Below are 25,987 nucleotides of genomic sequence, written 5' to 3' on the forward strand. Positions count from 1 at the left end.
GACCGGTCAGGTGCCGGTCCAGTTCGGCTTGCGCTTCTCGGCGAACGCCGTCGCCCCCTCCATCGCGTCCTTCGAGGAAAACACGGGGGCGATGAGTTGGCCCTGTTTGCGCCACATCTCGCTCTCGCTCCAGTCCGCGGATTTCATGATGATCTCCTTGGTGACCGCCACCGCGAGCGGGCCGTTCGCGGTGATGCGATCGGCGAGCGCCAGGGCGCCGTCGAGAGCCTCGCCGGGTTCGGTGAGCACGTTGACGAAGCCCCACTGCGCGGCCTCCTCAGCGGTGAAGCTGTCTCCGGTCAGGGCGAGTTCCAGTGCCTTCTGGTACGGGATGCGGTGCGGCAGCCGCAGCAGTCCGCCACCCGCGGCCACCAGACCGCGCTTGACCTCCGGGATGCCGAACTTCGCGTTCCTGGCCGCCACCACGAGGTCGGTGGCCAGCACGATCTCGGTGCCGCCCGCCAGCGCGTAACCCTCGACCGCGGCGATCACGGGTTTGCGCGGCGGCCGCTCGGTGAAGCCGATGCCCCGGCCGGGGATCGCGGGCACCTCCCCGGCCATGAACGCCTTCAGATCCATCCCCGCACAGAAGTTGCCGCCCGCGCCGGTGATGATCGACACCGACAGCTCGGGGCTCTCGTCGAGTTCGTCCATCGCATCGGCCAGTCCCCTCGCCACCGCGAGGTTGAACGCGTTGCGCGCCTCGGGCCGATTGATGGTGATGATCAGAACGCGCTCGCGGCGTTCGGTGAGAACCTCGTCTGCCACTGTCTCCCTTGACCTTTCGTGTGGTGTCGCCCCGAGGTCAGACCTCGACGACGACGGCGCCGCCCTGCCCGCCGCCGGCGCACATCGCGGCGACTCCGATGCCACCGCCGCGGCGCTGCAGTTCGTAGATCAGCGTAGTGACCATCCGGGCGCCGGAGGCGGCGATCGGATGGCCGAGGCTGCAGCCGCTGCCCGAGAAGTTGACCAACTCCTCGTCCAGGCCGAACTCGCGGCACGCCGCGATCGGCACCGATGCGAACGCCTCGTTGATCTCCCACAGCGCCACGTCGGAGGCCTTCAGGCCCGCCCGGTCGAGCACCTTGTCGATCGATCTCAGCGCGCCGAGTCCGCAGTCTCTCGGGGCGACACCCGCAGCGGCCCAGGCTCGGACGGTCGCCATCACGGTGAGGCCGTTCGCCGCGGCGTAGTCCGCCTCGACCAGCGCGACGCCGGCGGCGGCGTCGTTGGTGCCGCTGCTGTTGCCGGCGGTGATCGAGAATCCCTCGATCTCGGGATGGAGCACCTTGAGCCCGGCCAGTTTCTCGACGGTCGTGTCGCGGCGCGGATGCTCGTCGACGCTGAAGTCGGTCACCGAGCCGTCGAACTGCGTCACCTTCAGCGGGATGATCTCCTCGACGAATTTGCCGGCGTCGATGGCCGCGACGGCGCGCTGGTGCGAGCGCGCCGCCCAAGCGTCCATCTCCTCGCGGGTGATGCCGACGGCCTGTGCGGTGTTCCAGCCGACCGTGATCGACATGTCCTTGGAAGGCGCGTCGGGTGTCTCGACGTGCGTCGGCGGCATCCAGCGCTCCTCGAACCTCAGCTCGGGGCCGGGGATGCGCCAGTTCACCAGAGGCGTCATCGACAGTGACTGCACGCCGCCGGCGATCAGCACCCGCTCCATCCCGGAGCCGATCTGCGCCGACGCGTTGCCGATCGCCGTGAGGCTGCCCGCACAGTGCCGGTTCACCGACTGTCCCGGCACATGCTCGAGGCCGGTCGCGGCTGCCGCGTAGCGAGCGAGATCGCCTCCGCCGTAATGGGATTCAGCGAAGATGATGTCGTCGACATCCGCAGGGTCAACGCCGGAGCGCCGTACCACCTCGGGCAGCACCGTGGTGATCAGGGTTTCGGGCGGGGTGTTGACCAGCGTGCCTTTGAAGGATCGGCCGATGGCCGTCCTGGCGGCGCCGACGATGACAGGAGTGGGCATGTTTCGACCTCGGGTCTGGGCAGGCGGACGCATCCGACGGACGTTACAAAAGTAGCAGATACTGTAGCGCCGGCTGCAGTGGGGCCGAGGTCAGGCGATCACGCCGCGCCGGGTGAGGTGCTCGATCAGCGGAGCCGCGCCCGCGGCCAGATGCTCCGACATCGCGGAGCGGGCCCCGTCCTCGTCCCGAGCCGCCAGGGCATCCAGCAGCCGGCGGTGGTGCCGATTGGACTCCTCGGGCCAGCCGTCGATCGTCGGGAACACCGCCTCGGGCGCGTACCGGGTGATCTGCGACATCAGCTGCGCGAGTTTCGGCGAGTCGGCGGCGACGTTGATCGCCCGGTGGAAGTCGTGGTTCAACCGCACGGCCCGTTCCCCGTCGCCGGCGGCGTAGGCGGCCTCCAACTCGCCCTGGATGGCGGTCAGCTCGTCGAGCGCGGCATCGGTGATCGCGGCCGCGGCGCGCGCCGCGAGTTCGCCGCCGATGTGGGCCTGCACCTGCGCGACGTCGGTGACGTCACGCACCGTCACCGGCCGGATCACGAAACCCCGACGGGGCTGCTGATCCAGCAGCCCTTCGGCCTTGAGTTCGAACAGCGCCTCGCGCACCGGGGTCACGCTGACGCCGAGTTCGGCCGCGAGCTGGTCGAGCCGCACATACGCGCCGGCGGCGTAGGTTCCATCGAAGACCCGCTGACGCACGATCCGGGCCACGTCCTCGGCGAGCTGCGGCCTGACCGCGAAATCGAAGGTGCTCACCGAACTACACCCGGTAGTCGGCGAGGAGCCGCTTGCTGATGATGTTCTTCTGGATCTCGCTGGTTCCCTCGCCGATCAACAGGAACGGGGCGTCGCGCATCAGCCGTTCGATCTCGTACTCCTTGGAGTAGCCGTATCCGCCGTGGATCCGGAAGCTCTGCTGCGTCACCTCCGCGCACACCTCGCTGGCGAAGTACTTCGCCATTCCGGCGGCGACGTCGTTGCGCTCCCCGGAGTCCTTGAGCCGGGCGGCGTTGACCATCATCAGATGAGCCGCCTCGACTTTCGTGGCCATCTCGGCCAGTTGGAACGCGATGGCCTGGTGCTCGGCGATCGGCTTGCCGAAGGTACTGCGCTGCTGGGCATAACGCGCGGCCAGCTCGAAGGCCCGGATGCCGACTCCGCAGGCCCGGGCGGCGACGTTCACCCGACCCACTTCGACGCCGTCCATCATCTGGGCGAAGCCCTGTCCCGGCGCGGCACCGAGGATGTCGGCCGCCGCGGCCCGGTACCCGTCGAAGACCATCTCGGTCGTGTCGACGCCCTTGTACCCGAGTTTGGCGAGCTTGCCCGGAATGGTCAGCCCGGGCGCCACTTCCCCGAAGCCCGTGGGCTTCTCGATCAGGAAGGCGGTCAGGTTGCGATGGGGCTTGTCCGCGCCCAGGTCGGTGCGCACCAGCGTGGCGACCAGGGTGGAACTCCCGCCGTTGGTCAGCCACATCTTCTGGCCGTCGATGGTGTAGGTGCCGTCGCCGTTGTCCGTGGCCCGGGTGCGGATGGCCGCGACGTCGGAACCCAGCTCGGGCTCGGACATCGAGAACGCGCCCCGGGTCTCGCCGGTGGCCATCCGCGGCAGGTGATGGCGCTTCTGCTCGTCGGTGCCGTGCTGACGGATCATGTAGGCGACGATGAAATGGGTGTTGATGACGCCCGAGACACTCATCCAGCCGCGCGCCAACTCCTCCACGCACAGCGCATAGGTCAGCAGGGATTCGCCGAGTCCGCCGTACTCCTCGGGGATCATCAGGCCGAACAGCCCCATCTCGCGCATGGCGTCGACGATGGCCTGCGGATAGGTGTCGGTGTGTTCGAGCTCCTGTGCGGCCGGAATGATCTCCTTGTCGACGAACTGCCGCACGGTGGCGATGATCTCGGTCTGGAACTCGGTGAGCCCGAGCGTCTGAGCGAGTTTGGTCATGCGTCCACCCTTTCGAAGATCGCGGCCAGTCCCTGACCGCCGCCGATGCACATGGTCTCCAGTCCGTAGCGGCCCCGCCGACGGTGCAGTTCCCGCGCGAGTGTGGCGAGCATCCGGCCTCCTGTCGCGCCGACGGGATGCCCGAGCGAGATGCCCGAGCCGTGCACATTGGTGCGCTCCAGATCCTCTGCCGTGAAGGACCATTCGCGCATGCACGCGAGGGCCTGCGCCGCGAACGCCTCGTTCAGCTCGATGAGGTCCATGTCGGCGAGTTCGAGGCCGGCGTGGCGCAGCGCTGCCCGGGTTGCCGGCACCGGTCCGATCCCCATCACCTCGGGCGGCACACCGGCGACCGCCCACGAAACGAGCCGTACCAGCGGGGTGAGTCTGAGTTCCGCAGCCTTCTCCGGGGTGGTCACCAGGCACATCGAGGCCGCGTCGTTCTGTCCGCTGGAGTTTCCGGCGGTGACGGTGGCCTGCGGATCAGCTTTCAGCAGAACAGGTTTCAGCGCAGCGAGCTTCTCGACGGAGGTGTCGGCGCGCGGATGCTCGTCGGTGTCGACCAGGCTCTCGCCGGAGCGGCTGCGGACCGTCACGGGAACGATCGTCTCGGCGAGTAGGCCGTCGTTCTGGGCGGCGACCGCCCGCTGATGCGACCGCACGGCGAGCGCATCCTGCTCCTCCCGCGAGATGTCGTACCGGCGGCGCAGGTTCTCCGCGGTCTCGAGCATGCCGCCGGGTACCGGGTGATGTCTGCCGCCCGCGGTGGTCCGGCCGCGGGCCAGTCCGTCGTGCACGGTGATGCCGCCGCGCGGGGGTCCCCAGCGCATCTCGGTCGAGTGGAACACCACGTTGCTCATCGACTCCGCGCCGCCGGCGACCACGAGTTCCTGTGCGCCACTGCCGATCTGCAGGCACGCCTGGATCACCGCCTGCAGTCCTGAGCCGCAACGCCGGTCGATCTGCATCCCGGGCACCGTGACGGGCAACCCGGCATCGAGCGCGATGACCCGGCCGATGGCCGGCGCCTCCATGCTGGGGTAGCAGTGCCCGACGATCACGTCCTGCACGGCCTCGGGCGCCACACCGGTCCGCTCGAGCAGCCCCTGCAGCGCGGCGACGCCGAGGTCGACGGCGGTCAGGTCACAGAACATGCCGCCGTAACGACCGATCGGCGTGCGGACCGGCTCGCAGATCACCGCCTCCCGCATCAGAGGTGGCGCCCGCCGGTGATCTCGAGGACGGTGCCCGTCATGTACGAGGACAGGTCGGAGGCCAGGAACAGCGCGACCTTGGCCACCTCGTCGGGTTCCCCGGCGCGCCCCATCGGCACCTCGGCCACCTTGGAGTCCCAAATGCGTTGCGGCATGGCCTCGGTCATCGCCGAACGGATCAGCCCGGGCTGGATGGCGTTGACCCGCACGCCGAGATAGGCGAGTTCCTTGGCGGCCGCCTTCGTCATCCCGACGATGCCGGCCTTGGCGGCCGAGTAGTTCGTCTGCCCGACCATGCCGACCTTGCCGGAGATGGAGGACATGTTCACGATCGCCCCGCGCTTGTTCTCCCGCATCACCGCCGCCGCGGCCCGCAGGCCGTTCCACGTGCCCTTCAGATGCACCGCGATCACCTGGTCGAACTGCTCCTCGGTCATCTTGCGCATGGTGGCGTCCCGGGTGATGCCTGCGTTGTTGACCATGATGTCCAGACCGCCGAAGTGCTCGGTCGCGGCCGCGACCAGCGCGTCGACCTCCCGGGAGTCCGTCACGTCGCAGCGCACCGCGCGTGCGACGTCGTCGCCTCCGAGGGAGTCGGCCGCCGCCTGGGTCGCGTCGAGGTTCACATCGCCGAGAACCACCCGGGCGCCCTCGTCGACGAACCGTTGCGCGATGGCGAGACCCAAGCCCTGCGCTCCCCCGGTGACCACCGCGGTCTGACCAGCCAGTAGTGCCACTGCATCCATCCTCACCTCGTCGGGACCTGATCGGGGCTCATCGTATTTCATATACGATATTTGCGGTCAGCACCCCTGTGAGGAGGACACTGCGATGAGCACCCCCGAAGTCAGCGATGAGGACTTCCGCGAGATCCTGGCGCAGACCCGGCACTTCGTCCGCACCGCCGTCGTCCCCCGCGAGCAGGAGATCCTCTCCGACGACCGCGTGCCCGACGACCTGCGTGAGCAGGTCAAGAAGATGGGCCTGTTCGGGTACGCCATCCCCCAGGAGTGGGGCGGCCTCGGCCTGGACCTCGCGCAGGACGTCGAACTCGCGATGGAACTCGGCTACACCTCGCTTGCTCTGCGCTCGATGTTCGGCACGAACAACGGCATCGCGGGACAGGTCCTCGTCGGCTACGGCACCGAGGAACAGAAGTCCACGTGGCTGGAGCGCATCGCCACCGGTGACGTCGTCGCATCGTTCGCGCTGACCGAACCGGGCGCCGGATCGAATCCATCGGGGTTGCGCACCAAGGCGGTTCGAGATGGCGACGGGTGGATCATCAACGGCAGCAAGCAGTACATCACCAACGCGCCCACGGCGGATCTGTTCGTGACGTTCGCCCGGACCCGCCCGGCCGATGCCGACGGCGCCGGCATCGCGGTGTTCCTGGTCCCCGCCGACACGGCCGGTGTCGCCGTGGGAGCCAAGGACAAGAAGATGGGACAGGAAGGCGCCTGGACCGCCGATGTCACGTTCACCGACGTCCGCGTCGGTCAGAACGCGCTGGTCGGCGGCGCCGAGGACATCGGCTACCGGGCGGCGCTGACCTCCCTGGCCCGCGGCCGGGTGCACATCGCGGCGCTCGCGGTGGGCACCGCCCAGCGTGCCCTCGACGAATCGGTGGCCTACGCCGCGACCGCGACGCAGGGCGGCACACCGATCGGGGATTTCCAGTTGGTGCAGGCGATGCTCGCCGACCAGCAGACCGGGGTGATGGCGGGCCGCGCGCTGGTGCGCGACACCGCCCGGCTGTGGATCACCGGCGAGGACCGCAGGCTCGCCCCCTCGGCCGCGAAGCTGTTCTGCACCGAGATGGTGGGCCGCGTGGCCGATCTCGCCGTTCAGATCCACGGCGGCGCCGGCTACATGCGCGACGTCCCGGTGGAGCGCATCTATCGGGACGTGCGCCTACTCCGGCTCTACGAGGGCACCAGCGAGATCCAGCGGCTCATCATCGGAGGCGGTCTGGCGAAGGCCGCCAAGGCAACTCAGCGGTGACCGGACGGACCCGACGGGTCAGCCGATGAAACGCACGATGGATTCGGCGATCGCCGCGGGCTTCTCCGATCCCTCGATCTCCACGGTCGTGCTCACCGTGGCCTGCACGGCGTTCTCGAGCTGACTGACGGCCGAGATGACGGCGCGCGCCCGCAACCGTGCTCCGACCCGCACCGGCGTGATGAACCGGACCTTGTTGTATCCGTAGTTGATCGCCATCGCGACGTTGTCCACGGTGTAGAGCTGATGCGTGAAGTGAGGAAGCAGCGACAGGGTCAGCAGCCCGTGCGCGATGGTGCCGCCGAAAGGTCCACCGGCCGCCCGCTCGGGGTCGACGTGGATCCACTGATGGTCGTCGGTGGCGTCTGCGAACAGGTTGACGCGCTCCTGCGTGATCTCGAGCCACTCGGTGGGGCCGAGCTGGGTGCCCTCGGCTGCCACGAACTCGGTTAGATCGTTGAATTTCTTCACCAGTGTCTCCTTCGACGCGCCGTCACGTGCGGTCCTCACAGTGCCACAGCGGTCCTTCGCGTCCGCACCGATGGCGAACACGGCGCGCGAACGTGACACATCATGCCGTCGTTCCTCCCGCAGTCGACCGTCAGGAATGGTTGTGCCATTTCGTTGCTCGCGCCCTCCGATCGCGCCGCCGACATAAGCGCTGCCTCGGATCGCGAATTGCATTCTCATTCGCTCGCATTATCGCGGAAATGGCGCGTATTCGTCAGCGATATTCACGCGCCTGTGCAGATTTGGCAAACCCACTTCCCATTGATTCCATTGATCAAATCGTTGCCGGGCGTCTTCCCGACGCGCGCGCTCCTGCACGACTGGCGACCGCGACGGCGGCCCGCGACGGCCCGCGGCAGCTCCGCGGGCGCCGCATTGCCCGACCCGAGCGCGCGCCGACCGAACCGGCAGGTTACCGGGGGGTAACCGATGGGGCCGACGGCGTCGAGCGCTGATCACGCAGGCCGAGCGGCCCCCGCGGGGGGCGCCGGGAGCAAAGATCAGGACGCTTATGGAACCGGCGGCCGAACCGCCGCCGCGGGGCCTTGCGAGTTCGCCGTGGCTACCACATCCCGTTTATGACCTGCATCAACCGGGAAGTCCGAGATTGCCATTGCGATCGCGAGCGAGATCGTGACCAGATCGTTACCGTTCCGGAGACCTGAATTCCCGGTCGAGTTGCCTTCGCTAGCTGGAATTCCTGTGAGTGAGGGCGAGATACTCATCAATGTGCACGTTATTGCACGCCCCGCGCAGTACCCGCCCCCGCCATTGCGCTGCCCGACGAATGGACGAAAATGACCTTCCCCCAGTTCGCGTTTGCTGACGACGACACCTCCCGCCTGGACGCCAGCCCGCACTATTGGGACCCGGCCACGGAATGCACCATCGTTTACGCGCGCCCGTCGGTGGAGCGGGAGCTGTGGGCCGATTACATCGACGGCGCATTTCACAGCTACCAACAGCAAGGCATCGGTACCGCCATCGACGTCGACGCGTTGCGCCGCGGGGACGACACCGCTCTTTTCGCCGCATGCGTCAATCGAGCGGGCCGAGTCGTGGGCGGACTGCGTGCCAAAGGTCCGTATAAGTCGGTCGACGAGTGCCACGCAATCGAGGAATGGGCGGGCCAGCCGGGCGAGAGCGCGGTGCGCAAGATGGTGGCCGACCGCTTGCCGTTCGGCGTGGCGGAGATGAAGACGGCGTGGGTGACCGACGACGTCGAGGAGAGTCGCCGGTTGACGAACGCCATCGCCCGCACCCCGCTGCATGCGATGGATCTGCTCGGCATCCAGTTCATCGTGGCGACCGCGGCGTCGTATGTGCTGAAGCGATGGCTGTCCTCGGGCGGTGTGCTGGCCACCAAGATCCCGGCGACCCCATATCCCGATGTGCGGTACCAGACGCGGCTGGCGTGGTGGGACCGCCTGACGTTCGCCAATCACGCTCATCCGCGTCAGCTCGCCGCGTTCCTCGCCGACCAGCGCGGCATGATGCCGCCGGCTGCCGACGCCGATGAGCTCGCCGTCGGAGCCGGCGCGTGGCAGCGGGGATGACCGACGTCCACACCGCCACCGTCTTCGACACCACGATCCCCGGCGACGCCGCGCGGCTGGCCGAGCTGCGCCGTGACCCGGGGACCGAGATCGTCGACACCGTGGCGCAGCAGCGCGCGGAGCTGGCTGCCCTGCGCCCGGCCGTCGCCGCCGACATCGCCGAGGAGCCGCCCCGGTGGGCGTACTACCCGTGGCGTCGCACGGTGGCCGCAGTCCTGGGCCCCCGCGCGTACCGTCTGCTGCGCCTCGACCGCAATCGCAACCTCATCGCACCCGACGAACTCGACGTCCTCGCGCGCCTGCGCGTCGGCGTCGTCGGCCTGAGCGTCGGACACGCCATCGCCCACACGCTGGCCACCCAGGGCCTGTGCGGGGAACTCCGCCTGGCCGACTTCGATCAGATCGACTTGTCGAACCTGAACCGGGTCCCGGCGACCGTGCTCGACGTGGGCGTGAACAAGGCGGTGGTGTGCGCCCGGCGCCTGGCCGAACTGGACCCGTATCTGCCTGTCACCGTGGAACCGGCCGGACTCACCGCCGACACCGTCGACGGCTTCCTCGACGGGCTCGACGTCCTCGTCGAGGAGTGCGACTCGCTCGACGCAAAGGTGCTGGTGCGCACCGCGGCGCGGGCACGGGGCATTCCGGTGCTGATGGCGACCAGCAGCGGTGGCCTGCTCGACGTCGAACGGTTCGACGCCGAGCCCACCCGACCGGTACTGCACGGACTGCTGGGCGACATCGACGCCGCCCAGCTGGCGGGACTGAGCACCAAGGAGAAGGTGCCCCGGGTGCTGCGGGTGATCGATGCGGCCACCCTGCCGTCCCGGATGGCGGCCTCGCTCGTCGAGGTCGGTTCGACCTTGACGACGTGGCCGCAGCTGTCCTCCGAGGTGGCGGTCGGCGCCGCGTCGGTCGCCGAAGCGGTCCGCCGGATCGGACTCGGCGAACCGCTGCCGTCGGGCCGGGTCCGGATCGACATTCCCGCGCTGTTGGACGGGATCACCGAGCCCGAGGATCAGGGGCGCCCGCAGGACGCGGCGCCGGCCGGCCGGGGCCCACGGCCGGCCGAGGACGTGATCGCTGCCGTCGCCGATGCCGCCGGGCGCGCACCCTCGGGCGGCAACAGTCAGCCCTGGCGCATCGAGGAACGTCCGGACGCGGTGAGCATTCATCTCGACCCGGCGCTCACGTCGGCCATGGACGTGGGGTTCCGCGGGAGCGCTGTCGCCGTGGGGGCCGCGGTGTTCAACGCGCGGGTCGCCGCGGCGGCGCGCGGACACCGCGCCCACGTCGAGTTCCGGGCGGGCGACGAGCGGTACCCGCTGAGTGCCGACGTGACGCTGGCCGCCGGCGACCACGATCCGCGGCTGGCCGGTCTCTTCGACGCGATGCGGCGGCGGGAGACCAACAGGCACCAGGGCACCCGCACCGCCCTCGAGGACCGCACCGTCGCCGCGCTGACCGCGGCCGCCGAGACCGAGGGCGCACGGCTACGGCTGCTGACCGATCCGCAGGACCTCAGCGGAGCGGCCTCCCTTCTCTCGGCGGCGGATCGGATCCGCTACCTGACCCCGATGCTGCACGCGCAGATGTTCGACGAACTGCGGTGGCCCGGGGATCCGCGTCCGGACACCGGCATCGACGTGCGCAGCCTCGAGCTCGACGACGCCGACGTGGTGCTGCTCGACATCCTGCGCCGCGGCGACGTGATGGATCACCTCGCGCGCTGGGACGCCGGTGGCGCGCTCGGCGAGGACAGCTTCACAAAGGTGGCCGCCGCCGCGGCGCTCGGCGTCGTGACGGTCGAGGGCCGTTCCCTGGCCGATTACGCGCGCGCAGGATCGGCGGTGGAGGCGGTGTGGATCGAGGCGCAGGAGCAGGGGCTGGGCGTCCAGCCGGTCTCCCCGGTGTTTCTCTATGCAACCGACCGGCAGGAGTTCACCGCGCTGTCGCCCCGCTTCGCCGATGCGCTCGTCGACCTGCAATACACTTTCCGGAAGTTGGTATCCGCGCACGCCGAGGAATCACTGGCCTTGGTCCTGAGGCTCTCCCGGGCACCGAGCCCGTCGGTGACGAGTCGGCGTCGCGGCGAGGGGGAACACTCATCACCGATGACCTGATGCGGATACGGAGCGAGTCGCTTGCCCGAGAGCCTGGACCTGGTGGTCACATCGGTCGCGACCCGGCTCATGGGTGCGACCGCGGCGACCGCGGTCGACGTCAGCCAGGGTGTCCTCGCCGAACTCGTCGAGTACTTCGGCGTCGATGTGAGCTTCCTGCGCCGTAACGACCACACCCTGCACGCGTCCGTGCTGGTGGCCGAGTGGCCGGTGCGTCCGGGGATTCCCGATCCCGATCCGCTCGCGATCGTGTACTTCCAGGATGCCGACCCGGTGTTCGCCCTCGCCGAGCATCAGAAGGAACCCGTCGTCTTCCGGCCGGAGCCGTCCACCGACGACTACCAGCGCACCATCAACGAGGGTCGGCAGATCCCCGCCACGTCGATGGCGTGCGTCCCGCTGCTCTCCGGCGAGGTGACCTCGGGTGTGTTGGGCTTCGTCAAGTTCGGCGACCGTGACTGGACGGAGGCCGAACTCAACGCGCTCAAGGCGATCGCCTCGCTGTTGGCTCAGGTCCAGGCCCGCGTCGACGCCGAGGAGCAGCTGCGGTATCTGGCCGAACACGACGACCTGACCGGTCTGTACAACCGTCGCGCGCTGCTGAGCCACCTGGACGCGCGGCTCGCCGAGGGCCAGCCGGGCCCGGTGTCTGCGTTGTTCTTCGACCTCGACCGGCTCAAGGCGATCAACGACTACCTGGGCCACACCGCCGGCGACTGGTTCATCCGGGTGCTGGCCGAGCGCCTGCGCCGCGGCGCCGAGGGGCCGCATCTGATTGCCCGGCTCGGCGGCGACGAGTTCGTGGTGGTGCCGACCACCCCGATGGACGCCGACGCCGCCGAGGCGTTGGCGCACCGGTTGCAATCGGTGTTGCGCGAACGGGTGTCGATCGACGGCGAGATGCTGACCCGGACGGTCAGCATCGGCGTGGCGCTGGGCGTCCCCGGTCGCGACAGCACGTCGGATCTGCTGCGCCGGGCCGACCAGGCGGTGCTGACCGCGAAGGGCTCGGGCGGCAACCAGGTCGCCGTCTTCACCGACGACATGTCGATGAAGAACGAGTTCCGCAACGACATCGAACTGCACCTGCAGACCGTCATCGAGAACGGCGCCCTGCTTCTGCACTACCTGCCCGAGGTCGACATGCGCACCGGCGAGATCGTTGCGTGCGAGGCCCTGGTCCGGTGGCAGCACCCGACGCGCGGTCTGCTCGCTCCCGACGCGTTCATCGGGGTCGCCGAGTCGATCAACATGGCAGGCGAACTGGGTCGCTGGGTGATGCGCACGGCGTGCGCCGAGTTCGCCGCCTGGCGTTCCCGAGGTGTCGGCACCGACGCGGTGATGCGGATCAACGTGTCCCCGGTGCAGCTGGTGACCGACGGCTTCGTGGAGACGGTCGCGGGCACGATGGCCGAGTTCGACCTCGCTCGCGGCTCGGTGTGTCTGGAGATCACCGAGAGCGTCGTCGTCCAGGACATCGAGACCACCCGCATCACCCTCGCGGGGCTCAAAGCCGCCGGCGTCCAGGTCGCGATCGACGACTTCGGTACCGGCTACAGCGCCCTGTCGCAGTTGAAGTCGCTGCCGGTGGACACCCTCAAGATCGATCGCAGCTTCGTTCGCGAATTGGGTTCTGATCCAGGCGATCTGGCGATCGTCCGGGCGATCATCGCGTTGGCCGAGGCGTTCGGTCTGGAGTTGGTCGCCGAGGGCGTGGAGACCGAGGCCGCGGCGCTGACGCTGCTGCGGCACGGATGCCATCGCGCGCAGGGATTCCTGCTGTCGCGCCCGATCGCCGGCGCCGCGATGGAGTCACTTCTGGCCAAGGGCCGCATTCCGGTGCAGTTCTGAGTCACTCCTGCGCGAGGAGTTCGGCACGGCCGAATCGGCTGGCGGTCCTGCCGACCAGCGCCGGCCGCAGCCCGGCGGAGACGGGGCCGGCCGGCCCCCCGGGGGCGCCGCCGCAGATCAGCACACCGTGACGGGCCCGGATCGCGAGCGGCCCGTCGGTTGTCGAGAAGACCACCCCGGTCACCACGGTGTCCTCGAACACCAGGCGGGCGACGGCGTCCACGGGCTGCACACGCACCCGGTGGGCGCGGGCCTGCGCAGTCAGTTCGTCGAGGAGTTCGGCGTCGGTGCGCGCGGCGCCGACATCCAGCGCGGCCACCTCGAGGAGGTCGCCGTCGGCCGACTGGACCGTGTCGGAGGGCCAGTCGGTGACCCGGGTGTAGAGGTAGCCCGTCGGGGAGGCGATGCACTCGGCGGCCCACCGGCGCAGACGCCCGCCGTCGAAGGCCGGGATGGTACGGCGCCGCCGGTTCGTCGGCGCTTCCCGGTGCGCCCGTACCGCGCGGACGGGCAGTGCGGCGTCCTCGACCGTCAGCCGCTTGACGTCGATATCACCGGCCAGTTCGGCCACGTAGGCTGTGGTCGCGGCGTCGCCGCGCAGCGTGTCGAACCACGTCCGGGTGTGCCGCTGCTGACCGGCCACCATCACGTCACCGCCGTGTTCGGACGTCGCGATGGCGCAGATCATGCCGGCGTAGCCGGCGTCGGTACACACGACGTCGACGACGTCGTCCCACGCCACTTCTGCTTCCACGGTTATCCGCCTTTAGTTTGCCAGTACACCGACCGTGCGAGGGCTGCCGACGCACAAGGGCTGCCAGGGGCCACTGACGTCGTGCAGACATTTGCCGTCACAGGGTTTGGCAACACCAACAAACCTACCATCGGCGGCACCCCGCAGACCGCGGCGCAAACCCGGCCGTCTCCACACCTAACTAACTAGGTTTACTCTGTGTGGGGCGTCCGGCTGAGAAGGAGAACGATGGATCTGCAATGGTCACCGACCGACCTCGCTTTCCGTGACGAAGTGCGCGCTTTCCTCGAGGAGAAGCTCACCCCGGGTCTGCGGCGCGCCGGCCGACTGATGACGAGCGTCTACGCCGACCACGAGGCCAGCATGGAGTGGCAGCGGATCCTGCACGAGAAGGGCTGGGCGGCCCCGGCGTGGCCGGTCGAACACGGCGGATGCGACTGGAGCCTGACCCAGCACTACATCTTCAGTAGGGAGTCGACCCTGGCCGGCGCCCCCACGCTGTCGCCGATGGGCATCAAGATGGTCGCCCACGCGATCATCAGGTTCGGCACCGAGGAACAGAAGAACTTCTTCCTGCCGCGCATCCTGACCGGCGAGGTGTTCTTCTGCCAGGGCTACTCCGAACCCGAGGCGGGTTCGGACCTCGCGGCGCTGTCGATGGCGGCCCGTGACGACGGCGACGACCTGGTGTGCACCGGAAGCAAGATCTGGACCACCCATGCGCGCGAGGCGAATTGGATGTTCGCCCTCGTGCGCACCACACGCGGCGAGAAGAAGCAGCGGGGCATCACGTTCGTGTTGATCGACCTGACGTCACCGGGTGTCGAGATCCGGCCGCTGGTCATGACGTCGGGCGAAGAGGTGCAGAACCAGGTGTTCTTCGACGAGGTGCGCGTGCCCAAGGCGAACGTCATCGGCGAGGTCGACGACGGCTGGACCGTCGCGAAGTACCTGTTGGAATTCGAGCGCGGCGGTGGGTCGGCGGCGCCGGCACTGCAGGTGATGGCCGAGGAGATCGCCTCGGCGGCAGCCGATCAACCCGGGCCTGACGGCGGACGGCTGCTCGACGACCCGGCGTTCGCCCGCAAGCTCGCCGACGCGCGGATCCGCACCGAGGTCCTCGAGATCCTCGAGTACCAGGTCCTTGCCGTCGTCGCCGCCGGCGGCAATCCCGGCGCCAAGTCGTCGATGCTCAAGGTGCTCGGCACCGAGCTCAGCCAGTCGATCACCGAGCTGGCGATGGAGGCCGCAGGACCGCGGGGCCGGGTCTATCAGCCGCATGCGACCTGTCCCGGCGGTCCGATCGCCGACTTCGACCCGCCCGCAGACGAATACGTCAGCGGCGAACCGTGGCAGGCGGTGGCGCCGCTGCGGTACTTCAACGACCGCGCCGGCTCGATCTACGCCGGCAGCAACGAGATTCAGCGCAACATCCTGGCCAAGGCAGCACTGGGGCTCTAGGGGGACGACAGATGGACTTCACACTCAACGACGAGCAGGAACTGCTCCGCGGCGGATTGACGCGATTCCTCGCCACCCGCTACGACCTCGAGAAGAGCCGCGCGGCGGCCAAGACCGGAACCGGCTGGCAACCGGAGATCTGGCGCGCGTTCGCCGAGGACCTCGGCATCCTCGGTGCGGCGCTGCCCGAGGACTGCGGCGGCATCGGCGGCGGCCCGGTCGAGATGATGATCATCGCCGAGGCGCTGGGCCACGCACTGGTGGTGGAACCGTACGTCGACACCGCGGTCGTGGCCGCTGGACTTCTGCGCCGCGCCGGCGGTGACGTCGCCACCGCACTGCTCGACGGGATCGTGTCCGGGAGCACCGTGGTCACGCTGGCCGCCACGGAACCGACATCGGGAGGCAACTGGCGGGACGTGTCGACCGTCGCCGAGCGCGACGGCGACGAATGGGTGCTCACGGGATCGAAGATCGTGTCGGCGAGCACGCCGCTGGCCGGCTGTGTGCTGGTCACCGCACGCACCTCCGGCGATCAGGACCACGCCGACGGCATATCGCTGTTCGCCGTCGACATCACCTCGGCCACAACGGGTCTCGAGATGCATCACTACCGCACCATCGACGACCGGAGGGCGTCGGACCTCACGCTGGAGCGTCTGCGGCTGCCCGCGTCCGCCCTGCTCGGCGGCGAGGGCACGGCGTGGCCGTCCCTCGCCCGGGCGCGTGACGACGGCGCGGCCGCGGTGTGCGCCGAAGCGGTCGGCGCCATGCGCAAGGTGCTCGCCGACACCGTCGAGTACTGCACGCAGCGCCAGCAGTTCGGTCAGCCCATCGGCAGCTTCCAGGTGCTGCAGCACCGCATGGTGGACATGTACATGGAGGTCGAACAGTCCGCAGCCGCCGTCTGTCTCGCGATCCTGCGGCTCGACGCCGAGGACGCCGTCCGGGCGCGAGCGGTGTCCGCGGCCAAGGCCACCGTCGGAAGGGCCGCACGCTTCGTCGGCCAGCAGGCGGTCCAACTGCACGGCGGTATGGGCATGACCGAGGAGCTCGCCATCGGGCACTACTTCAAGCGGCTGACCGCGCTGCAGTTCGAGTTCGGCTCGACCGACCACCACCTCAGCCGGTACGCGGCACTGACCCGCGGTTAGGTCAGGAACCGCGGGCGACGATCACCGGCATCCGCGCGGACTGCACCACCTGCGAACCCACCGAGCCGAGCAGCATGCCGGCGAATCCGCCCCGGCCGTGACTGCCCACGACCAGCAGTTGGGCCTTGGCGGCCTCCTCGAGAAGGCGGCGCGCGGGCTGATCACGGCGGACCACCCGGCGCACCGTCACATCGGGGTAGCGCTCCTGCCAGCCGGCGAGACGCTCGGCCAGCAGCATGTCCTCCTCGGGCTGAATCTCGGTCCACGCATCGTCGGGCAGTTCGTATCCGGCGTCGCTCCAGGTGTGCACCGCGACCAGGTCGACACGGCGCCGCGAGGCCTCGTCGAAGGCGATCGCGGTGGCGTGCTCGCTGGCCGGCGACCCGTCGACCCCGACGACCACGGGCGCCTGTGCGGGATGCGGGATCAGCGGATCCTCGTCGTGGATCACCGCGACCGGGCACCTCGCATGCTGAACGAGACCCGAACTGACCGAGCCCAGTAGCCGCCGCTCCCACTTCCCGAGTCCACGGCTGCCGACGACGATCATCTCGGCGTCCTTGCTCAGGTCGGCAAGGGTGGGCACGGCCTGTCCCGACACGATCTTCTGGTTGATGCAGAACAGCTCGTCGCCGGCGGCCGCTTTCGCCACCCCGACCGCGTCCGTCAGGACCTCCGTGGCCGCCTTCTGCTCGTCCTCCAGATAGGCGGGCGGCAGCGGAACCTGGATCCAGGACTGCATGGCAGCGCCGGGTAGCACGTGGACCAGCGTCAACGGAACGCGGCGGCTGGCGGCGTCGCGCGCCGCCCAGTCGACCGCGACGCGGGACGCGGCGGAACCGTCGACGCCGACGACGATGCCCAGCGGTGCGGGTTGGGTGGACATGGGATGCCTCCTCACCTGACCGGTGGCGTCCAGGTCATGGACACCACCTCGTACCTCGACGCTATCGTCGGCGAAGTCGCAGGTCCGGAGGACTGGGTCACCGTGGAATGGGACGAAAGTCCCTCTTCTGCGCGGTCAGTTCCGGTGCAGCTCCACCACCAGCGGGCGGTGATCGGAGATCGCCACCGCCGGTGTCCGGCAGGCCCGGGCCTGCAGCCCGGGGTCGTCGGTGAGGACGTGGTCGAGCTGCTGGGTGGGTGTGTCGGCGGGAAACGTCGCCGCCGAAGCCAGTGGGCGCAGGCCCGAGTGACGGCGCGCGGCCGCCGGCGACATGTTCAGATCCCCGGTGACGACCCGGGGCCACGGCAGCCCCCGCACGTCGCGCAGCAGCCGCCGCAGCTGATAGCGATTCCAGCCCGGAACAAACGACAGGTGGGTGTTCACCACGGTCAGGTCACCGAGCGGGGTGTCGAAGTGGCCGATCACCGCGGCGCGTGGTTCCTCGTGGATGACCTGCACCCGGCCGGGGGCCCGCAGGTACATCGGAAAGTGGAACGGGATGCGGGGCAACCGCACCACCTGCCAGTTCGATGCCGGGTACCGCGACAGCAGCGCGACGCCGTAGGCCGCGGTGCCGGGCTGCTCCTCGCCCGTGGCCGCCATCCACGTGGCGCCCGGCGTGCCCGCGATCGCCGCGACGAAGCGGTGACTTCGCGCACCCATCGCTTCGGCGGCCAGCGCCGTGAGATCAGCCAGTCCGGACCGTTCCTGAACCGAATCCACCTCCTGAAGTGCCAGGATGTCGGGATCCAGACCCGCGACCGTGTCGGCGAAGCGGTCCAGATCCACCCCGGCGCCCACGGTGCGCCCGTGCAGGATGTTGAAGGTCACCAGCTTCATGGGTAACCCACTACCCACCCTGCAGTCGAAACCCACGGTGATGCGAATGACCCATGATGATCTGCGCGAGGCGCTGCGCCGGGCCGCGTCGGCGCTCAAGGCCGACGGGCCGGACTTCGCGCTGGCCGGCAGCTACGCGCTCTGGGCGCACGGAGCGCCCGAACCGTTGCACGATGTCGACTTCGTGGTGGCCGAACCCGACGTCGAGGCCGCCGCGAGCACGCTGACCAAGGCAGGCTTCGACATCCGTCGACCGCCGGAGGACTGGTTGTTCAAGGCCGCGCTCAGCATCGACGGCCCCGACCTCGTCGACGTGCTGCATCAGATCAACCGCGTGCCCGTCGACGCGGCGATGATCGCCGACGCGGTCACCCTGGACGTACTCGCCCTGTCGATGCCGGTGCTGACTCCCACGCAGGTGATGCTCCAGAAGCTGAGGTCCCTGCACGAACATCACTGCGATCTCGCACCCCTGTTCCCCGTGGTGCGCGCGGTCCGCGAGCAGCTCGACTGGCCGCTTCTGCGCGAGCAGACCGCCGAGAATCCTTTCGCGGCATCATTCCTCGAATTGTGCGCGCGTCTCGGCATCGCAGCGTGAAACGCAGCGCCTCCGCCCTCGCAATCGTGGTGGTTCTCCTGCTGTGCTCCGGGTGTCTGGGCCACCGGTGGGCGGCGCCGCAGTCGCGACAGGCGTCCACCCTGTCGGCAGAGGCCCTCACCCGACTGGGCATCCCGGCCGAGGCGACGGTTCTCGCGTTGCCCGGCGCCGACCTCCATCTGCGCAACGGCATGCCCGAGGAGTTCGGCGGCGTCTTCAGCAGGCCGCCCTACACGATGACCGTGATCGACTACCCCCGCGATCTGACGAAGGCGTCCATTCCGACCGGCATCGCCAACATCGACAAAGCGATCCGCGCGACGCCGGGCACCATCATCGTGCTGGCCTACAGCCAGGGCGCCCAGGTGGCGTCGGAATGGATGCGGCAGCACGCGCAGGATCCGACGGTTCCCGGCCCGGACCGCCTCACCTTCGTCTTGTTCGGCAATCCCCTGCGCGCGTCGGGCGGCGAGAAGGTCGGCAACCCGACGAGCCGCACGACCGGGCTGGCGACGCCGACGGACACGCCCTGGCACATCGTGGACGTCGCGCGGCGCTACGACGGGTTCGCCGACTCACCGCAGGACAAGGGCAACGAGGACGCGGTGCGCAACGCGAACCTGGGCAAGCTGTTCATCCATCCGCACTACGAGGGCGTCGACCTGAACGACCCGTCCCTGCAGATCTGGAACCGCGGGAACACCACGTTCGTGCTGACAAACGAACCGGTGCTTCCGATCGCCGAGAAGGCGCCCGCCGGTCCCGAGCAGGTCGATTCGATGCGGTCCCGCATCGAATCGGCCTACCACCGGAGCTGACGCGTCACCCCGTCAGTCGACGTCGGGAAGCGTTGCACCCGTGGATGATTCGGCGTACTGGCGCATGAGCCGCAGCGCGGTGGCGCGGTCCAGCTGCGGGTCCCGGGCGACGATGCGGTAGCCGAGGTAGTCCTCCATCGCCATCAGCGTCATCGCGATGTCGCGGGCGGGTGCGGACAGCGCGAACGCTCCCGCCGCGGCGCCGGACTCCAGCAGATCGGCGTAGAGACCGACCTGCCGGTGATAGATGCCCTGGACGTCGCGGCGTTGGTCGAGCTCGAACCCCGCGGCGAGCACCGCGCGCCAGATCGCCCGCCATTCCGCGTCGTCGGCGCCCGTGGGTAGTCCGGCGGCGATCGTCATCGCCAGTTGCGCGGCCGGATCGTCGGTCTGCTCCCCGAGGCGGCGCCGCTCGTCGTAGAAGCGCACGTCGGAGCGCAGCGCGAGCTCGGACAGCAGCTGCGCCATGTCCCGGAAGTAGTACCGGACGGCATTCGTGGTCAGCCCGATCTCCGCGGCGACGTCGGCGAGCTTGAGCGCGGCCAGGTCGTGGCGCTCGATCAGCGAGATCGCCGCGTCCATGATGTCGCGGCGTCGCTGCGCCTGCGTGTTGGGCCGCCCCACGGTGTCCTCACCTCCTGCGCGCAGAATCCGTGCCGCACCGATTCTGCTCCTCCCCTTGCGCGGCGCCGCACACGGGCGCATAGTTCTTTTCCACTAAAGAAAAAAACGGAAACGAGCGCAGCATGCGGGCCAGAGATCTGGGCATCGTCATCGGGGACCACCCCACCGGAGCCGCCAACGCGATCACCGACGTTCCCGGCGTGCGCGTCGGGCACACGACGCTGGACGCCGCGGGCCCGCCGGCCGTGCACACGGGCGTGACCGTCGTCATCCCGCACGACGACATCTGGACCGAGCCGGTCTTCGCCGGCTCACACCGCCTCAACGGCAGCGGCGAGCTGACCGGGCTGGAGTGGATCCGGGAGTCCGGCGAACTCACCACGCCGATCGGCCTGACCAACACCCACAGCGTCGGCGTCGTGCGCGACGAGCTGGTGGCCGCGCAGGTGCGCGCCCGCGGTGAGGGTCTCTACTGGTCGCTGCCCGTGGTCGGGGAGACCTATGACGGCCTGCTCAACGACATCAACGGATTTCACATCAGGCCCGAGCACATCCGCTCCGCGCTCGCGGACGCGTCGACCGCACGACCCGCCGAGGGCAACGTCGGCGGCGGCACCGGCATGATCTGTCACGGCTTCAAGGGCGGCATCGGCACCTCGTCGCGCATCACCGAGACCACGCTGGGCCGCTACACCGTGGGAGTGCTCGTGCAGGCCAACCACGGCCGCCGGGAACGGTTGCGCATCAACGGAATCGGAGTCGGAGAGACGATCGGGCCCGCGGCGGTGCCGCTGCCCGAGCTGCCCGACCGCTACGAGCCGGGGTCGGGATCGATCATCGTGATCGTCGCGACCGACGCCCCGCTGCTCCCCCACCAGTGCACGCGGTTGGCGCAGCGCTCGGCGCTGGCGGTCAGCCGGCTCGGGGGGACCGGTGAACAGTACAGCGGCGACCTGATGCTGGCCTTCTCGACCGGCAACCGCGGAATCCCGCCCTACGCATGGGACGAGGACGCCGGCACGGCGTACCCCGAGGTGCCGGTGCGCATGGTGGCGCCGCAACTGATGACCCGGCTGTTCGATCTGACGATCGAGGCCACCGAGGAGGCCATCGTCAACGCGATGGTGGCCGCGACGACCACGACCGGCCGCAACGGCGTCACCGCCCACGCGCTCGACCACGCCCTGCTCTGCCAAGCACTTTCGATCCCTCGACTGCAGGAGACCTCATGACCACCTCCACCACCCCGGACACCCGGCGCCTCACCGGACATCTCGGACCCGTCGGCATCGTGTTCATGGTCGTCGCCGCGGCCGCACCGCTGACCGTGATCGGCGGCAACATGCCGCTGGCGATGGGCCTGGGCAACGGCGCCGGCGCGCCCGTCGGCTTCGTCATCGCGGCGCTGGTGCTGCTGGTCTTCAGCATCGGATTCGTCACGATGACACCCCATGTCCCCGAGGCCGGCGCCTTCTTCTCCTATGTCACGGTCGGTCTCGGCGAGCGGATGGGCAAGGGCATCGCGGTGGTGGCGCTGATCGCCTACACCGCGATCCAGATCGGCATCTACGGCTACATCGGCTGGGCGATCGCCGACACCGCCGCGCACTATCACGGTCCCCAGATCCCCTGGCCGGTCTACTCTTTCGCGGTACTGGCGATCGTCGCGGTCCTGGGTTACCGGCACATCGAGGTGAGCGCCAAGGTGCTGGGCGTCGCGCTGGCGCTCGAGATCGGCATCGTGGTGGTCCTCGACGTGGTGATGGTCGCCGAGCCCTGGCCGGCCGGTGTCACGTTCGCGTCGTTCGACCCGGCGGTGTTCACCCAGGGCACGATCGGGATCGCCATCCTGTTCGCGCTGACCGGCTTCATCGGATTCGAGGCCACCGCGGTGTTCCGCGACGAGGCGCGCGATCCGGAGCGGACCATCCCGCGGGCGACCTACGCCGCCGTGATCATCATCGGCGCCTTCTACGCGATCACCGTGTGGGCGTTCGTCGTCGCCCTGGGTCCCGACCAGGTGACGGGGGTGGCGCAGCAGACCCTGGACGGGGACGGCAACATGCTGCTGGACACCACCGGCGCCACCCTGGGCACGGTCGGTCGGGACATCGTCAACGTCCTGCTGCTCACCAGCCTGTTCGCCTGTGTGCTGTCGTTCCACAACGTGATCGCCCGCTACCAGTTCGTGTTGGCCGGTAAGGGATTGCTGCCCGCCCGCCTCGCCGCGGTGCACGACGACCACCTGTCGCCGTCGTTCTCCTCGGTCGTCCAGACCGTCACGGCCGCAGTCATCGTCGGCATCCTCGCGATCCTCGGTATCGACCCGCTGGTCGGGGTGTTCGGCTCGATGGCCGGTGTCGCGACGGTCGGCATGGTGGTGCTCATGCTGACCACCTCCATCGCGGTGCTGGTGTTCTTCCTGCGCCACCGCGACCGCGCGGCCGGCGGCCTGTGGTCGACGCGCGTCGCGCCCGCGCTGGCCGTACTCGGGCTGCTGGCCAGCCTGTGGCTGGTGCTGTCGAACTTCACGTTGGTCACCGGCGGCAGCGCGGCACTGAGCACGGTGCTGGCCGCGATTCCGTTCGCCGGCTTGATCATCGGGTTCGTGGCCTGGCGGCCGTCGCGGTCGCTGGCGTCCGGCTAGCGGGTGCGCTCCGCCGCAGCGGCGTCCACGACCATCACCGCGACATGCAGCGACGTCATCGATTCCCCGTCGTCGAGGTCGACGCCCAAGGCGTCGCGGATCGCGGCGAGGCGCTTGTAGAGTGCGGGCCTGCTCATGTGCAGGCGCTGCGCCAGCGCGGCCTTGTTGCCGGCGAGACGCAGGTACTCCCGCAGCACCGCGAGATCCGACGGCATCGCCCCCGAATCGTCGGACAGCACGGCCTTCAACTCCGTTTCGGCGAACCGCTGCACGCGCCGGTCGTCACGCAGCAGGGACAGAAGCCCGCGCAGCCGGACGTCCGACGCCCGGAAGTAAGGGCGCTCCCCCGGCCGCAGCGCCGAGGCGACCTCGGCGATGTGCGCCGCCTCGGCCAACCCGGCGACGGCGTCGGTGATCCGCTCGGCCGGCGGCCCGAGCGCCAGCACCGACGTCGTCACCCCGTCGACCCGGTGCACCTCCTCGCGCAGCCGGTTCCCCAGAGACTCCAGCGTGCGATCGACGGAGCGCGAGTCCTTGAGCGCCAGAACCATTCCCACCTCGGCATCACCGCGCCGGGAGAACAGGCCCGAGTGGCCGGCCGCCTTCACCGTGTGCGCCACCGCGTCCAGGAAGGCGATGTTGCGGCGATGGTCGGCGACCGGATCGGCCGACGGCGCCACGCGAGCGGCGCGCACCACCGCCGGAAAGTACTGGGCGCAGCGACGCAGCCCGAACGCCTGTGCCCGCGCCGCCGCGTCGCGCTCGTCGGTGATGCGGCCGCGCAGCACATCGTCGATGAGGCCGCTCTGGGCCTGCTGCTGCAGACCGGTCCTGTCCTGTTCGATCATCCGGTGCATGGCCAACGCGGCCGCGGCGCGCTCGAGCACCATCGTGGTGCGCAGGGCATCGGCAGGCGCCCGGGGTACCACCAGCCGCCCCCACTGCTGCGATCGCGGCCCGACGCCGGTGACCGTCCACGGCTCGGCGTTCTCCCCGCGTCCGGTGTGGCGGCGGGACCGGCGCTCCCAGTCGTCGAGCAGATCGGCAACGATGCCGGTGGAGGCCGCCAGCGCCTGATGCGACAGGTCCTCCAGGACGACGGGCTCGTCGAGCATGCGCGCCGCCGCGTCGACGATCCCATTGAGCGAGGCCCGTTTCATGCTGAGATCGGTGAAGGTCTCGTGCACGCGGCGGTCGAACGCGACCTCCTCGTACTGTTCGGCGACGATGCGGCGGTGTACGGCCTCGGTGATGTCGACGAACCGGACCGTACGGTGCAGAACGATCAGGGCGAGGTCGAGATCGTCGGCGATGCCGCCGACCCCGGCCGGCAGCTCCTCCACCTGCGAACCGACCTCGACGACGACGCCGAGGGCGCCCGCATCGGCCAGGCCCCGCAGGTACTTTCGCGGTGAGCGGGCCAGCGCCGCGCCGGTGGTGAGGACCAGCTCGCCACCCTGGAGCAGACTGGACAGGTCGGCCAGATCGCTGCTGTGCACCCACCGGATCGGCTCGTCCCATCGTTGCGCGCTGAGCACCTCGGGCGCACCGCGCTGCACCGCAGGCAGTTCGATCACCTCACCGACGGTCAACGACATTGACACAGTGTAATGCGGAGTCCCCATTCGTTGACACTCTGCATCTGGCGAGGAGCTCGCGGGCGCGCGAGGCTGGACGTATGGCTGCGCAGATTGCCCATTGGGTCAATGACGAAGTTTTTGCTGGTACCAGTGGTGCTTCTGCGCCGGTGACGAATCCGGCGACCGGGGTGGTGACCGGGCAGGTCGCGTTGGCCTCGGTCGCTGACGCGCGCCACGTGATCGACGCCGCCGCCGCGGCGTTCCCCGCCTGGCGGGACACCTCGCTGGCCAAACGCACCCAGATCCTGTTCCGATTCCGCGAACTCNCGCGCGCCACGTGATCGACGCCGCCGCCGCGGCGTTCCCCGCCTGGCGGGACACCTCGCTGGCCAAACGCACCCAGATCCTGTTCCGATTCCGCGAACTCTTGAACGAGCGCAAAGGTGAGCTGGCCGAGATCATCACCGCCGAACACGGCAAAGTCGTCTCCGACGCCCTCGGCGAAGTGAGCCGTGGTCAGGAAGTCGTCGAGTTCGCCTGCGGCATCCCCCNGCCGAGATCATCACCGCCGAACACGGCAAAGTCGTCTCCGACGCCCTCGGCGAAGTGAGCCGTGGTCAGGAAGTCGTCGAGTTCGCCTGCGGCATCCCCCACCTGCTCAAGGGCGGCTACACCGAGAACGCCTCCACCAAAGTCGACGTCTACTCCCTGCGCCAACCCCTGGGCCCGGTCGCCATCATCTCCCCGTTCAACTTCCCCGCCATGGTCCCGATGTGGTTCTTCCCCCTCGCCATCGCCACCGGCAACACCGTCGTCCTCAAACCCAGCGAGAAAGACCCCTCCGCCTCGCTGTGGATCGCCCACCTGTGGAAAGAAGCCGGCCTGCCCGCCGGGGTGTTCAACGTCCTGCACGGCGACAAAACCGCCGTCGACGAACTCCTCACCAACCCGAAGATCAANTCGTCCTCAAACCCAGCGAGAAAGCCCCCTCCGCCTCGCTGTGGATCGCCCACCTGTGGAAAGAAGCCGGCCTGCCCGCCGGGGTGTTCAACGTCCTGCACGGCGACAAAACCGCCGTCGACGAACTCCTCACCAACCCGAAGATCAAGAGCGTGTCGTTCGTCGGGTCGACCCCCATCGCGCAGTACGTCTACGCCACCGGCACCGCCGCCGGCAAACGCGTCCAAGCCCTGGGCGGGGCGAAGAACCACGCCGTGATCCTGCCCGACGCCGACCTCGACCTGGCCGCCGACGCCATGGTCAACGCCGGGTTCGGCTCGGCCGGGGAACGCTGCATGGCCATCTCCGCCGCCGTCGCGGTCGGCCCCATCGCCGATGACCTGGTCGCCAAAATCGCCGAACGCACCAC

At 69.3% G+C, this 25,987-nt stretch carries 22 protein-coding genes and 4 pseudogenes; 14 read left to right on the plus strand and 12 right to left on the minus strand.

Going from position 1 to position 25,987, the window contains the following annotated elements:
- Positions 1-6: 6 nt before the first annotated feature.
- The 6 genes from MCHLDSM_RS11840 to fabG form a co-directional block, all read right to left on the minus strand.
- Positions 7-768: a crotonase/enoyl-CoA hydratase family protein gene (locus MCHLDSM_RS11840; protein WP_048470203.1), complete on the minus strand. Its 762-nt coding sequence runs from the start codon at positions 766-768 to the stop codon at positions 7-9.
- Positions 769-805: 37 nt separating this feature from the next.
- Entirely contained in the window at positions 806-1,981 is a 1,176-nt protein-coding gene (locus tag MCHLDSM_RS11845) for a thiolase family protein (protein ID WP_048470204.1), read from the minus strand.
- A gap of 90 nt (positions 1,982-2,071) precedes the next feature.
- Positions 2,072-2,740, minus strand: a complete 669-nt coding sequence (locus tag MCHLDSM_RS11850) for a GntR family transcriptional regulator (protein WP_048470205.1) — start codon at positions 2,738-2,740, stop codon at positions 2,072-2,074.
- 4 nt (positions 2,741-2,744) lie between these two features.
- The gene (locus tag MCHLDSM_RS11855; protein ID WP_048470206.1) at positions 2,745-3,938 is read right to left on the minus strand and encodes an acyl-CoA dehydrogenase family protein; all 1,194 of its coding nucleotides are present in this window, start codon (positions 3,936-3,938) and stop codon (positions 2,745-2,747) included.
- Positions 3,935-5,149, minus strand: a complete 1,215-nt coding sequence (locus MCHLDSM_RS11860; protein WP_048470207.1) for an acetyl-CoA C-acetyltransferase — start codon at positions 5,147-5,149, stop codon at positions 3,935-3,937. The genes MCHLDSM_RS11855 and MCHLDSM_RS11860 overlap by 4 nt, the downstream gene beginning before the upstream one ends.
- On the minus strand, positions 5,149-5,898 hold the full coding sequence (fabG, locus tag MCHLDSM_RS11865) for a 3-oxoacyl-ACP reductase FabG (protein ID WP_048470208.1): 750 nt from the start codon (positions 5,896-5,898) through the stop codon (positions 5,149-5,151). The genes MCHLDSM_RS11860 and fabG overlap by 1 nt, the downstream gene beginning before the upstream one ends.
- Before the next feature lie 85 nt (positions 5,899-5,983).
- On the opposite strand from fabG, the gene MCHLDSM_RS11870 reads away from it, so the two are divergent.
- Positions 5,984-7,156 carry an acyl-CoA dehydrogenase family protein gene (locus tag MCHLDSM_RS11870; protein ID WP_048470209.1) on the plus strand — a complete coding sequence of 391 codons (1,173 nt, stop codon included), beginning with the start codon at positions 5,984-5,986 and terminating at the stop codon, positions 7,154-7,156.
- Between the two features lie 18 nt (positions 7,157-7,174).
- On the opposite strand, the gene MCHLDSM_RS11875 is transcribed toward MCHLDSM_RS11870, so the two are convergent.
- The gene (locus tag MCHLDSM_RS11875) at positions 7,175-7,627 is read right to left on the minus strand and encodes a MaoC family dehydratase (RefSeq protein WP_048416536.1); all 453 of its coding nucleotides are present in this window, start codon (positions 7,625-7,627) and stop codon (positions 7,175-7,177) included.
- Between the two features lie 836 nt (positions 7,628-8,463).
- On the opposite strand from MCHLDSM_RS11875, the gene MCHLDSM_RS11880 reads away from it, so the two are divergent.
- From MCHLDSM_RS11880 to MCHLDSM_RS11890, 3 genes are all read left to right on the plus strand, one after another.
- Entirely contained in the window at positions 8,464-9,222 is a 759-nt protein-coding gene (locus tag MCHLDSM_RS11880) for a hypothetical protein (RefSeq protein WP_048470210.1), read from the plus strand.
- Positions 9,219-11,345, plus strand: coding sequence for an Rv1355c family protein (locus MCHLDSM_RS11885; RefSeq protein WP_048470308.1), 2,127 nt, complete (start codon positions 9,219-9,221; stop codon positions 11,343-11,345). The genes MCHLDSM_RS11880 and MCHLDSM_RS11885 overlap by 4 nt, the downstream gene beginning before the upstream one ends.
- A 69-nt stretch (positions 11,346-11,414) precedes the next feature.
- Positions 11,415-13,196 carry a putative bifunctional diguanylate cyclase/phosphodiesterase gene (locus MCHLDSM_RS11890; RefSeq protein WP_407661922.1) on the plus strand — a complete coding sequence of 594 codons (1,782 nt, stop codon included), beginning with the start codon at positions 11,415-11,417 and terminating at the stop codon, positions 13,194-13,196.
- A gap of 1 nt (position 13,197) precedes the next feature.
- On the opposite strand, the gene MCHLDSM_RS11895 is transcribed toward MCHLDSM_RS11890, so the two are convergent.
- Complete coding sequence (locus MCHLDSM_RS11895) at positions 13,198-13,950, minus strand: FAD-binding protein (protein ID WP_231508222.1); 753 nt, start codon at positions 13,948-13,950, stop codon at positions 13,198-13,200.
- Positions 13,951-14,178: 228 nt separating this feature from the next.
- Between MCHLDSM_RS11895 and MCHLDSM_RS11900 the strand changes: the two genes are divergently transcribed.
- Complete coding sequence (locus tag MCHLDSM_RS11900; RefSeq protein ID WP_048470213.1) at positions 14,179-15,411, plus strand: acyl-CoA dehydrogenase family protein; 1,233 nt, start codon at positions 14,179-14,181, stop codon at positions 15,409-15,411.
- Between the two features lie 11 nt (positions 15,412-15,422).
- Positions 15,423-16,565 (plus strand): acyl-CoA dehydrogenase family protein, encoded by a 1,143-nt coding sequence (locus MCHLDSM_RS11905; protein ID WP_048470214.1) that lies wholly within the window; start codon positions 15,423-15,425, stop codon positions 16,563-16,565.
- A 1-nt stretch (position 16,566) separates the two neighbouring features.
- Here the strand turns inward: MCHLDSM_RS11905 and MCHLDSM_RS11910 are convergent, their stop codons facing one another.
- Complete coding sequence (locus MCHLDSM_RS11910; protein ID WP_048470215.1) at positions 16,567-17,451, minus strand: universal stress protein; 885 nt, start codon at positions 17,449-17,451, stop codon at positions 16,567-16,569.
- 135 nt (positions 17,452-17,586) lie between these two features.
- The gene (locus tag MCHLDSM_RS11915; protein ID WP_048470216.1) at positions 17,587-18,351 is read right to left on the minus strand and encodes an endonuclease/exonuclease/phosphatase family protein; all 765 of its coding nucleotides are present in this window, start codon (positions 18,349-18,351) and stop codon (positions 17,587-17,589) included.
- Between the two features lie 46 nt (positions 18,352-18,397).
- Here MCHLDSM_RS11915 and MCHLDSM_RS11920 point away from each other — a divergent pair, with 46 nt between their 5' ends.
- Positions 18,398-18,949: a hypothetical protein gene (locus MCHLDSM_RS11920; protein WP_048470217.1), complete on the plus strand. Its 552-nt coding sequence runs from the start codon at positions 18,398-18,400 to the stop codon at positions 18,947-18,949.
- Positions 18,950-18,975: 26 nt separating this feature from the next.
- Complete coding sequence (locus MCHLDSM_RS11925) at positions 18,976-19,767, plus strand: PE-PPE domain-containing protein (RefSeq protein WP_131722625.1); 792 nt, start codon at positions 18,976-18,978, stop codon at positions 19,765-19,767.
- Positions 19,768-19,779: 12 nt separating this feature from the next.
- On the opposite strand, the gene MCHLDSM_RS11930 is transcribed toward MCHLDSM_RS11925, so the two are convergent.
- Positions 19,780-20,391 (minus strand): TetR/AcrR family transcriptional regulator, encoded by a 612-nt coding sequence (locus MCHLDSM_RS11930; protein ID WP_048470218.1) that lies wholly within the window; start codon positions 20,389-20,391, stop codon positions 19,780-19,782.
- Between the two features lie 122 nt (positions 20,392-20,513).
- Here MCHLDSM_RS11930 and MCHLDSM_RS11935 point away from each other — a divergent pair, with 122 nt between their 5' ends.
- Together MCHLDSM_RS11935 and MCHLDSM_RS11940 are read left to right on the plus strand one after the other, a co-directional pair.
- On the plus strand, positions 20,514-21,623 hold the full coding sequence (locus MCHLDSM_RS11935) for a DmpA family aminopeptidase (protein ID WP_048470219.1): 1,110 nt from the start codon (positions 20,514-20,516) through the stop codon (positions 21,621-21,623).
- Positions 21,620-23,038, plus strand: coding sequence for an APC family permease (locus MCHLDSM_RS11940; RefSeq protein ID WP_048470220.1), 1,419 nt, complete (start codon positions 21,620-21,622; stop codon positions 23,036-23,038). Before MCHLDSM_RS11935 ends, MCHLDSM_RS11940 begins: the two co-directional genes overlap by 4 nt.
- Here the strand turns inward: MCHLDSM_RS11940 and MCHLDSM_RS11945 are convergent.
- Positions 23,035-24,636, minus strand: a complete 1,602-nt coding sequence (locus MCHLDSM_RS11945) for a PucR family transcriptional regulator (protein ID WP_048470221.1) — start codon at positions 24,634-24,636, stop codon at positions 23,035-23,037. The genes MCHLDSM_RS11940 and MCHLDSM_RS11945 overlap by 4 nt on opposite strands.
- Before the next feature lie 80 nt (positions 24,637-24,716).
- On the opposite strand from MCHLDSM_RS11945, the pseudogene MCHLDSM_RS40370 reads away from it, so the two are divergent.
- The 4 pseudogenes from MCHLDSM_RS40370 to MCHLDSM_RS37185 form a co-directional block, all read left to right on the plus strand.
- Positions 24,717-24,848 (plus strand): annotated as a pseudogene (locus MCHLDSM_RS40370) (hypothetical protein); the annotation flags it as partial.
- Positions 24,849-24,945: 97 nt separating this feature from the next.
- Positions 24,946-25,069, plus strand: a pseudogene (locus tag MCHLDSM_RS40375) (aldehyde dehydrogenase family protein); the annotation flags it as partial.
- A 101-nt stretch (positions 25,070-25,170) separates the two neighbouring features.
- Positions 25,171-25,577, plus strand: a pseudogene (locus MCHLDSM_RS37180) (aldehyde dehydrogenase family protein); the annotation flags it as partial.
- A gap of 1 nt (position 25,578) precedes the next feature.
- A pseudogene (locus tag MCHLDSM_RS37185) lies at positions 25,579-25,987 on the plus strand (aldehyde dehydrogenase family protein); the annotation flags it as partial.

This window comes from Mycolicibacterium chlorophenolicum (assembly GCF_001044235.1).
GTDB lineage: Bacteria > Actinomycetota > Actinomycetes > Mycobacteriales > Mycobacteriaceae > Mycobacterium > Mycobacterium chlorophenolicum.

What these genes read in the sequence shown, in the direction of transcription:
- MCHLDSM_RS11880 (WP_048470210.1), top strand. Translation starts at nt 8,464, where the DNA reads ATGACCTTCCCCCAGTTCGCGTTTGCTGACGACGACACCTCCCGCCTG.
- MCHLDSM_RS11940 (WP_048470220.1), top strand. Translation starts at nt 21,620, where the DNA reads ATGACCACCTCCACCACCCCGGACACCCGGCGCCTCACCGGACATCTC.
- MCHLDSM_RS11945 (WP_048470221.1), bottom strand. Translation starts at nt 24,636, where the DNA reads ATGTCGTTGACCGTCGGTGAGGTGATCGAACTGCCTGCGGTGCAGCGC.
- MCHLDSM_RS11845 (WP_048470204.1), bottom strand. Translation starts at nt 1,981, where the DNA reads ATGCCCACTCCTGTCATCGTCGGCGCCGCCAGGACGGCCATCGGCCGA.
- MCHLDSM_RS11885 (WP_048470308.1), top strand. Translation starts at nt 9,219, where the DNA reads ATGACCGACGTCCACACCGCCACCGTCTTCGACACCACGATCCCCGGC.
- fabG (WP_048470208.1), bottom strand. Translation starts at nt 5,898, where the DNA reads ATGGATGCAGTGGCACTACTGGCTGGTCAGACCGCGGTGGTCACCGGG.
- MCHLDSM_RS11890 (WP_407661922.1), top strand. Translation starts at nt 11,415, where the DNA reads ATGGGTGCGACCGCGGCGACCGCGGTCGACGTCAGCCAGGGTGTCCTC.
- MCHLDSM_RS11920 (WP_048470217.1), top strand. Translation starts at nt 18,398, where the DNA reads ATGACCCATGATGATCTGCGCGAGGCGCTGCGCCGGGCCGCGTCGGCG.
- MCHLDSM_RS11910 (WP_048470215.1), bottom strand. Translation starts at nt 17,451, where the DNA reads ATGTCCACCCAACCCGCACCGCTGGGCATCGTCGTCGGCGTCGACGGT.
- MCHLDSM_RS11855 (WP_048470206.1), bottom strand. Translation starts at nt 3,938, where the DNA reads ATGACCAAACTCGCTCAGACGCTCGGGCTCACCGAGTTCCAGACCGAG.
- MCHLDSM_RS11915 (WP_048470216.1), bottom strand. Translation starts at nt 18,351, where the DNA reads ATGAAGCTGGTGACCTTCAACATCCTGCACGGGCGCACCGTGGGCGCC.
- MCHLDSM_RS11905 (WP_048470214.1), top strand. Translation starts at nt 15,423, where the DNA reads ATGGACTTCACACTCAACGACGAGCAGGAACTGCTCCGCGGCGGATTG.
- MCHLDSM_RS11860 (WP_048470207.1), bottom strand. Translation starts at nt 5,149, where the DNA reads ATGCGGGAGGCGGTGATCTGCGAGCCGGTCCGCACGCCGATCGGTCGT.
- MCHLDSM_RS11935 (WP_048470219.1), top strand. Translation starts at nt 20,514, where the DNA reads ATGCGGGCCAGAGATCTGGGCATCGTCATCGGGGACCACCCCACCGGA.
- MCHLDSM_RS11900 (WP_048470213.1), top strand. Translation starts at nt 14,179, where the DNA reads ATGGATCTGCAATGGTCACCGACCGACCTCGCTTTCCGTGACGAAGTG.
- MCHLDSM_RS11870 (WP_048470209.1), top strand. Translation starts at nt 5,984, where the DNA reads ATGAGCACCCCCGAAGTCAGCGATGAGGACTTCCGCGAGATCCTGGCG.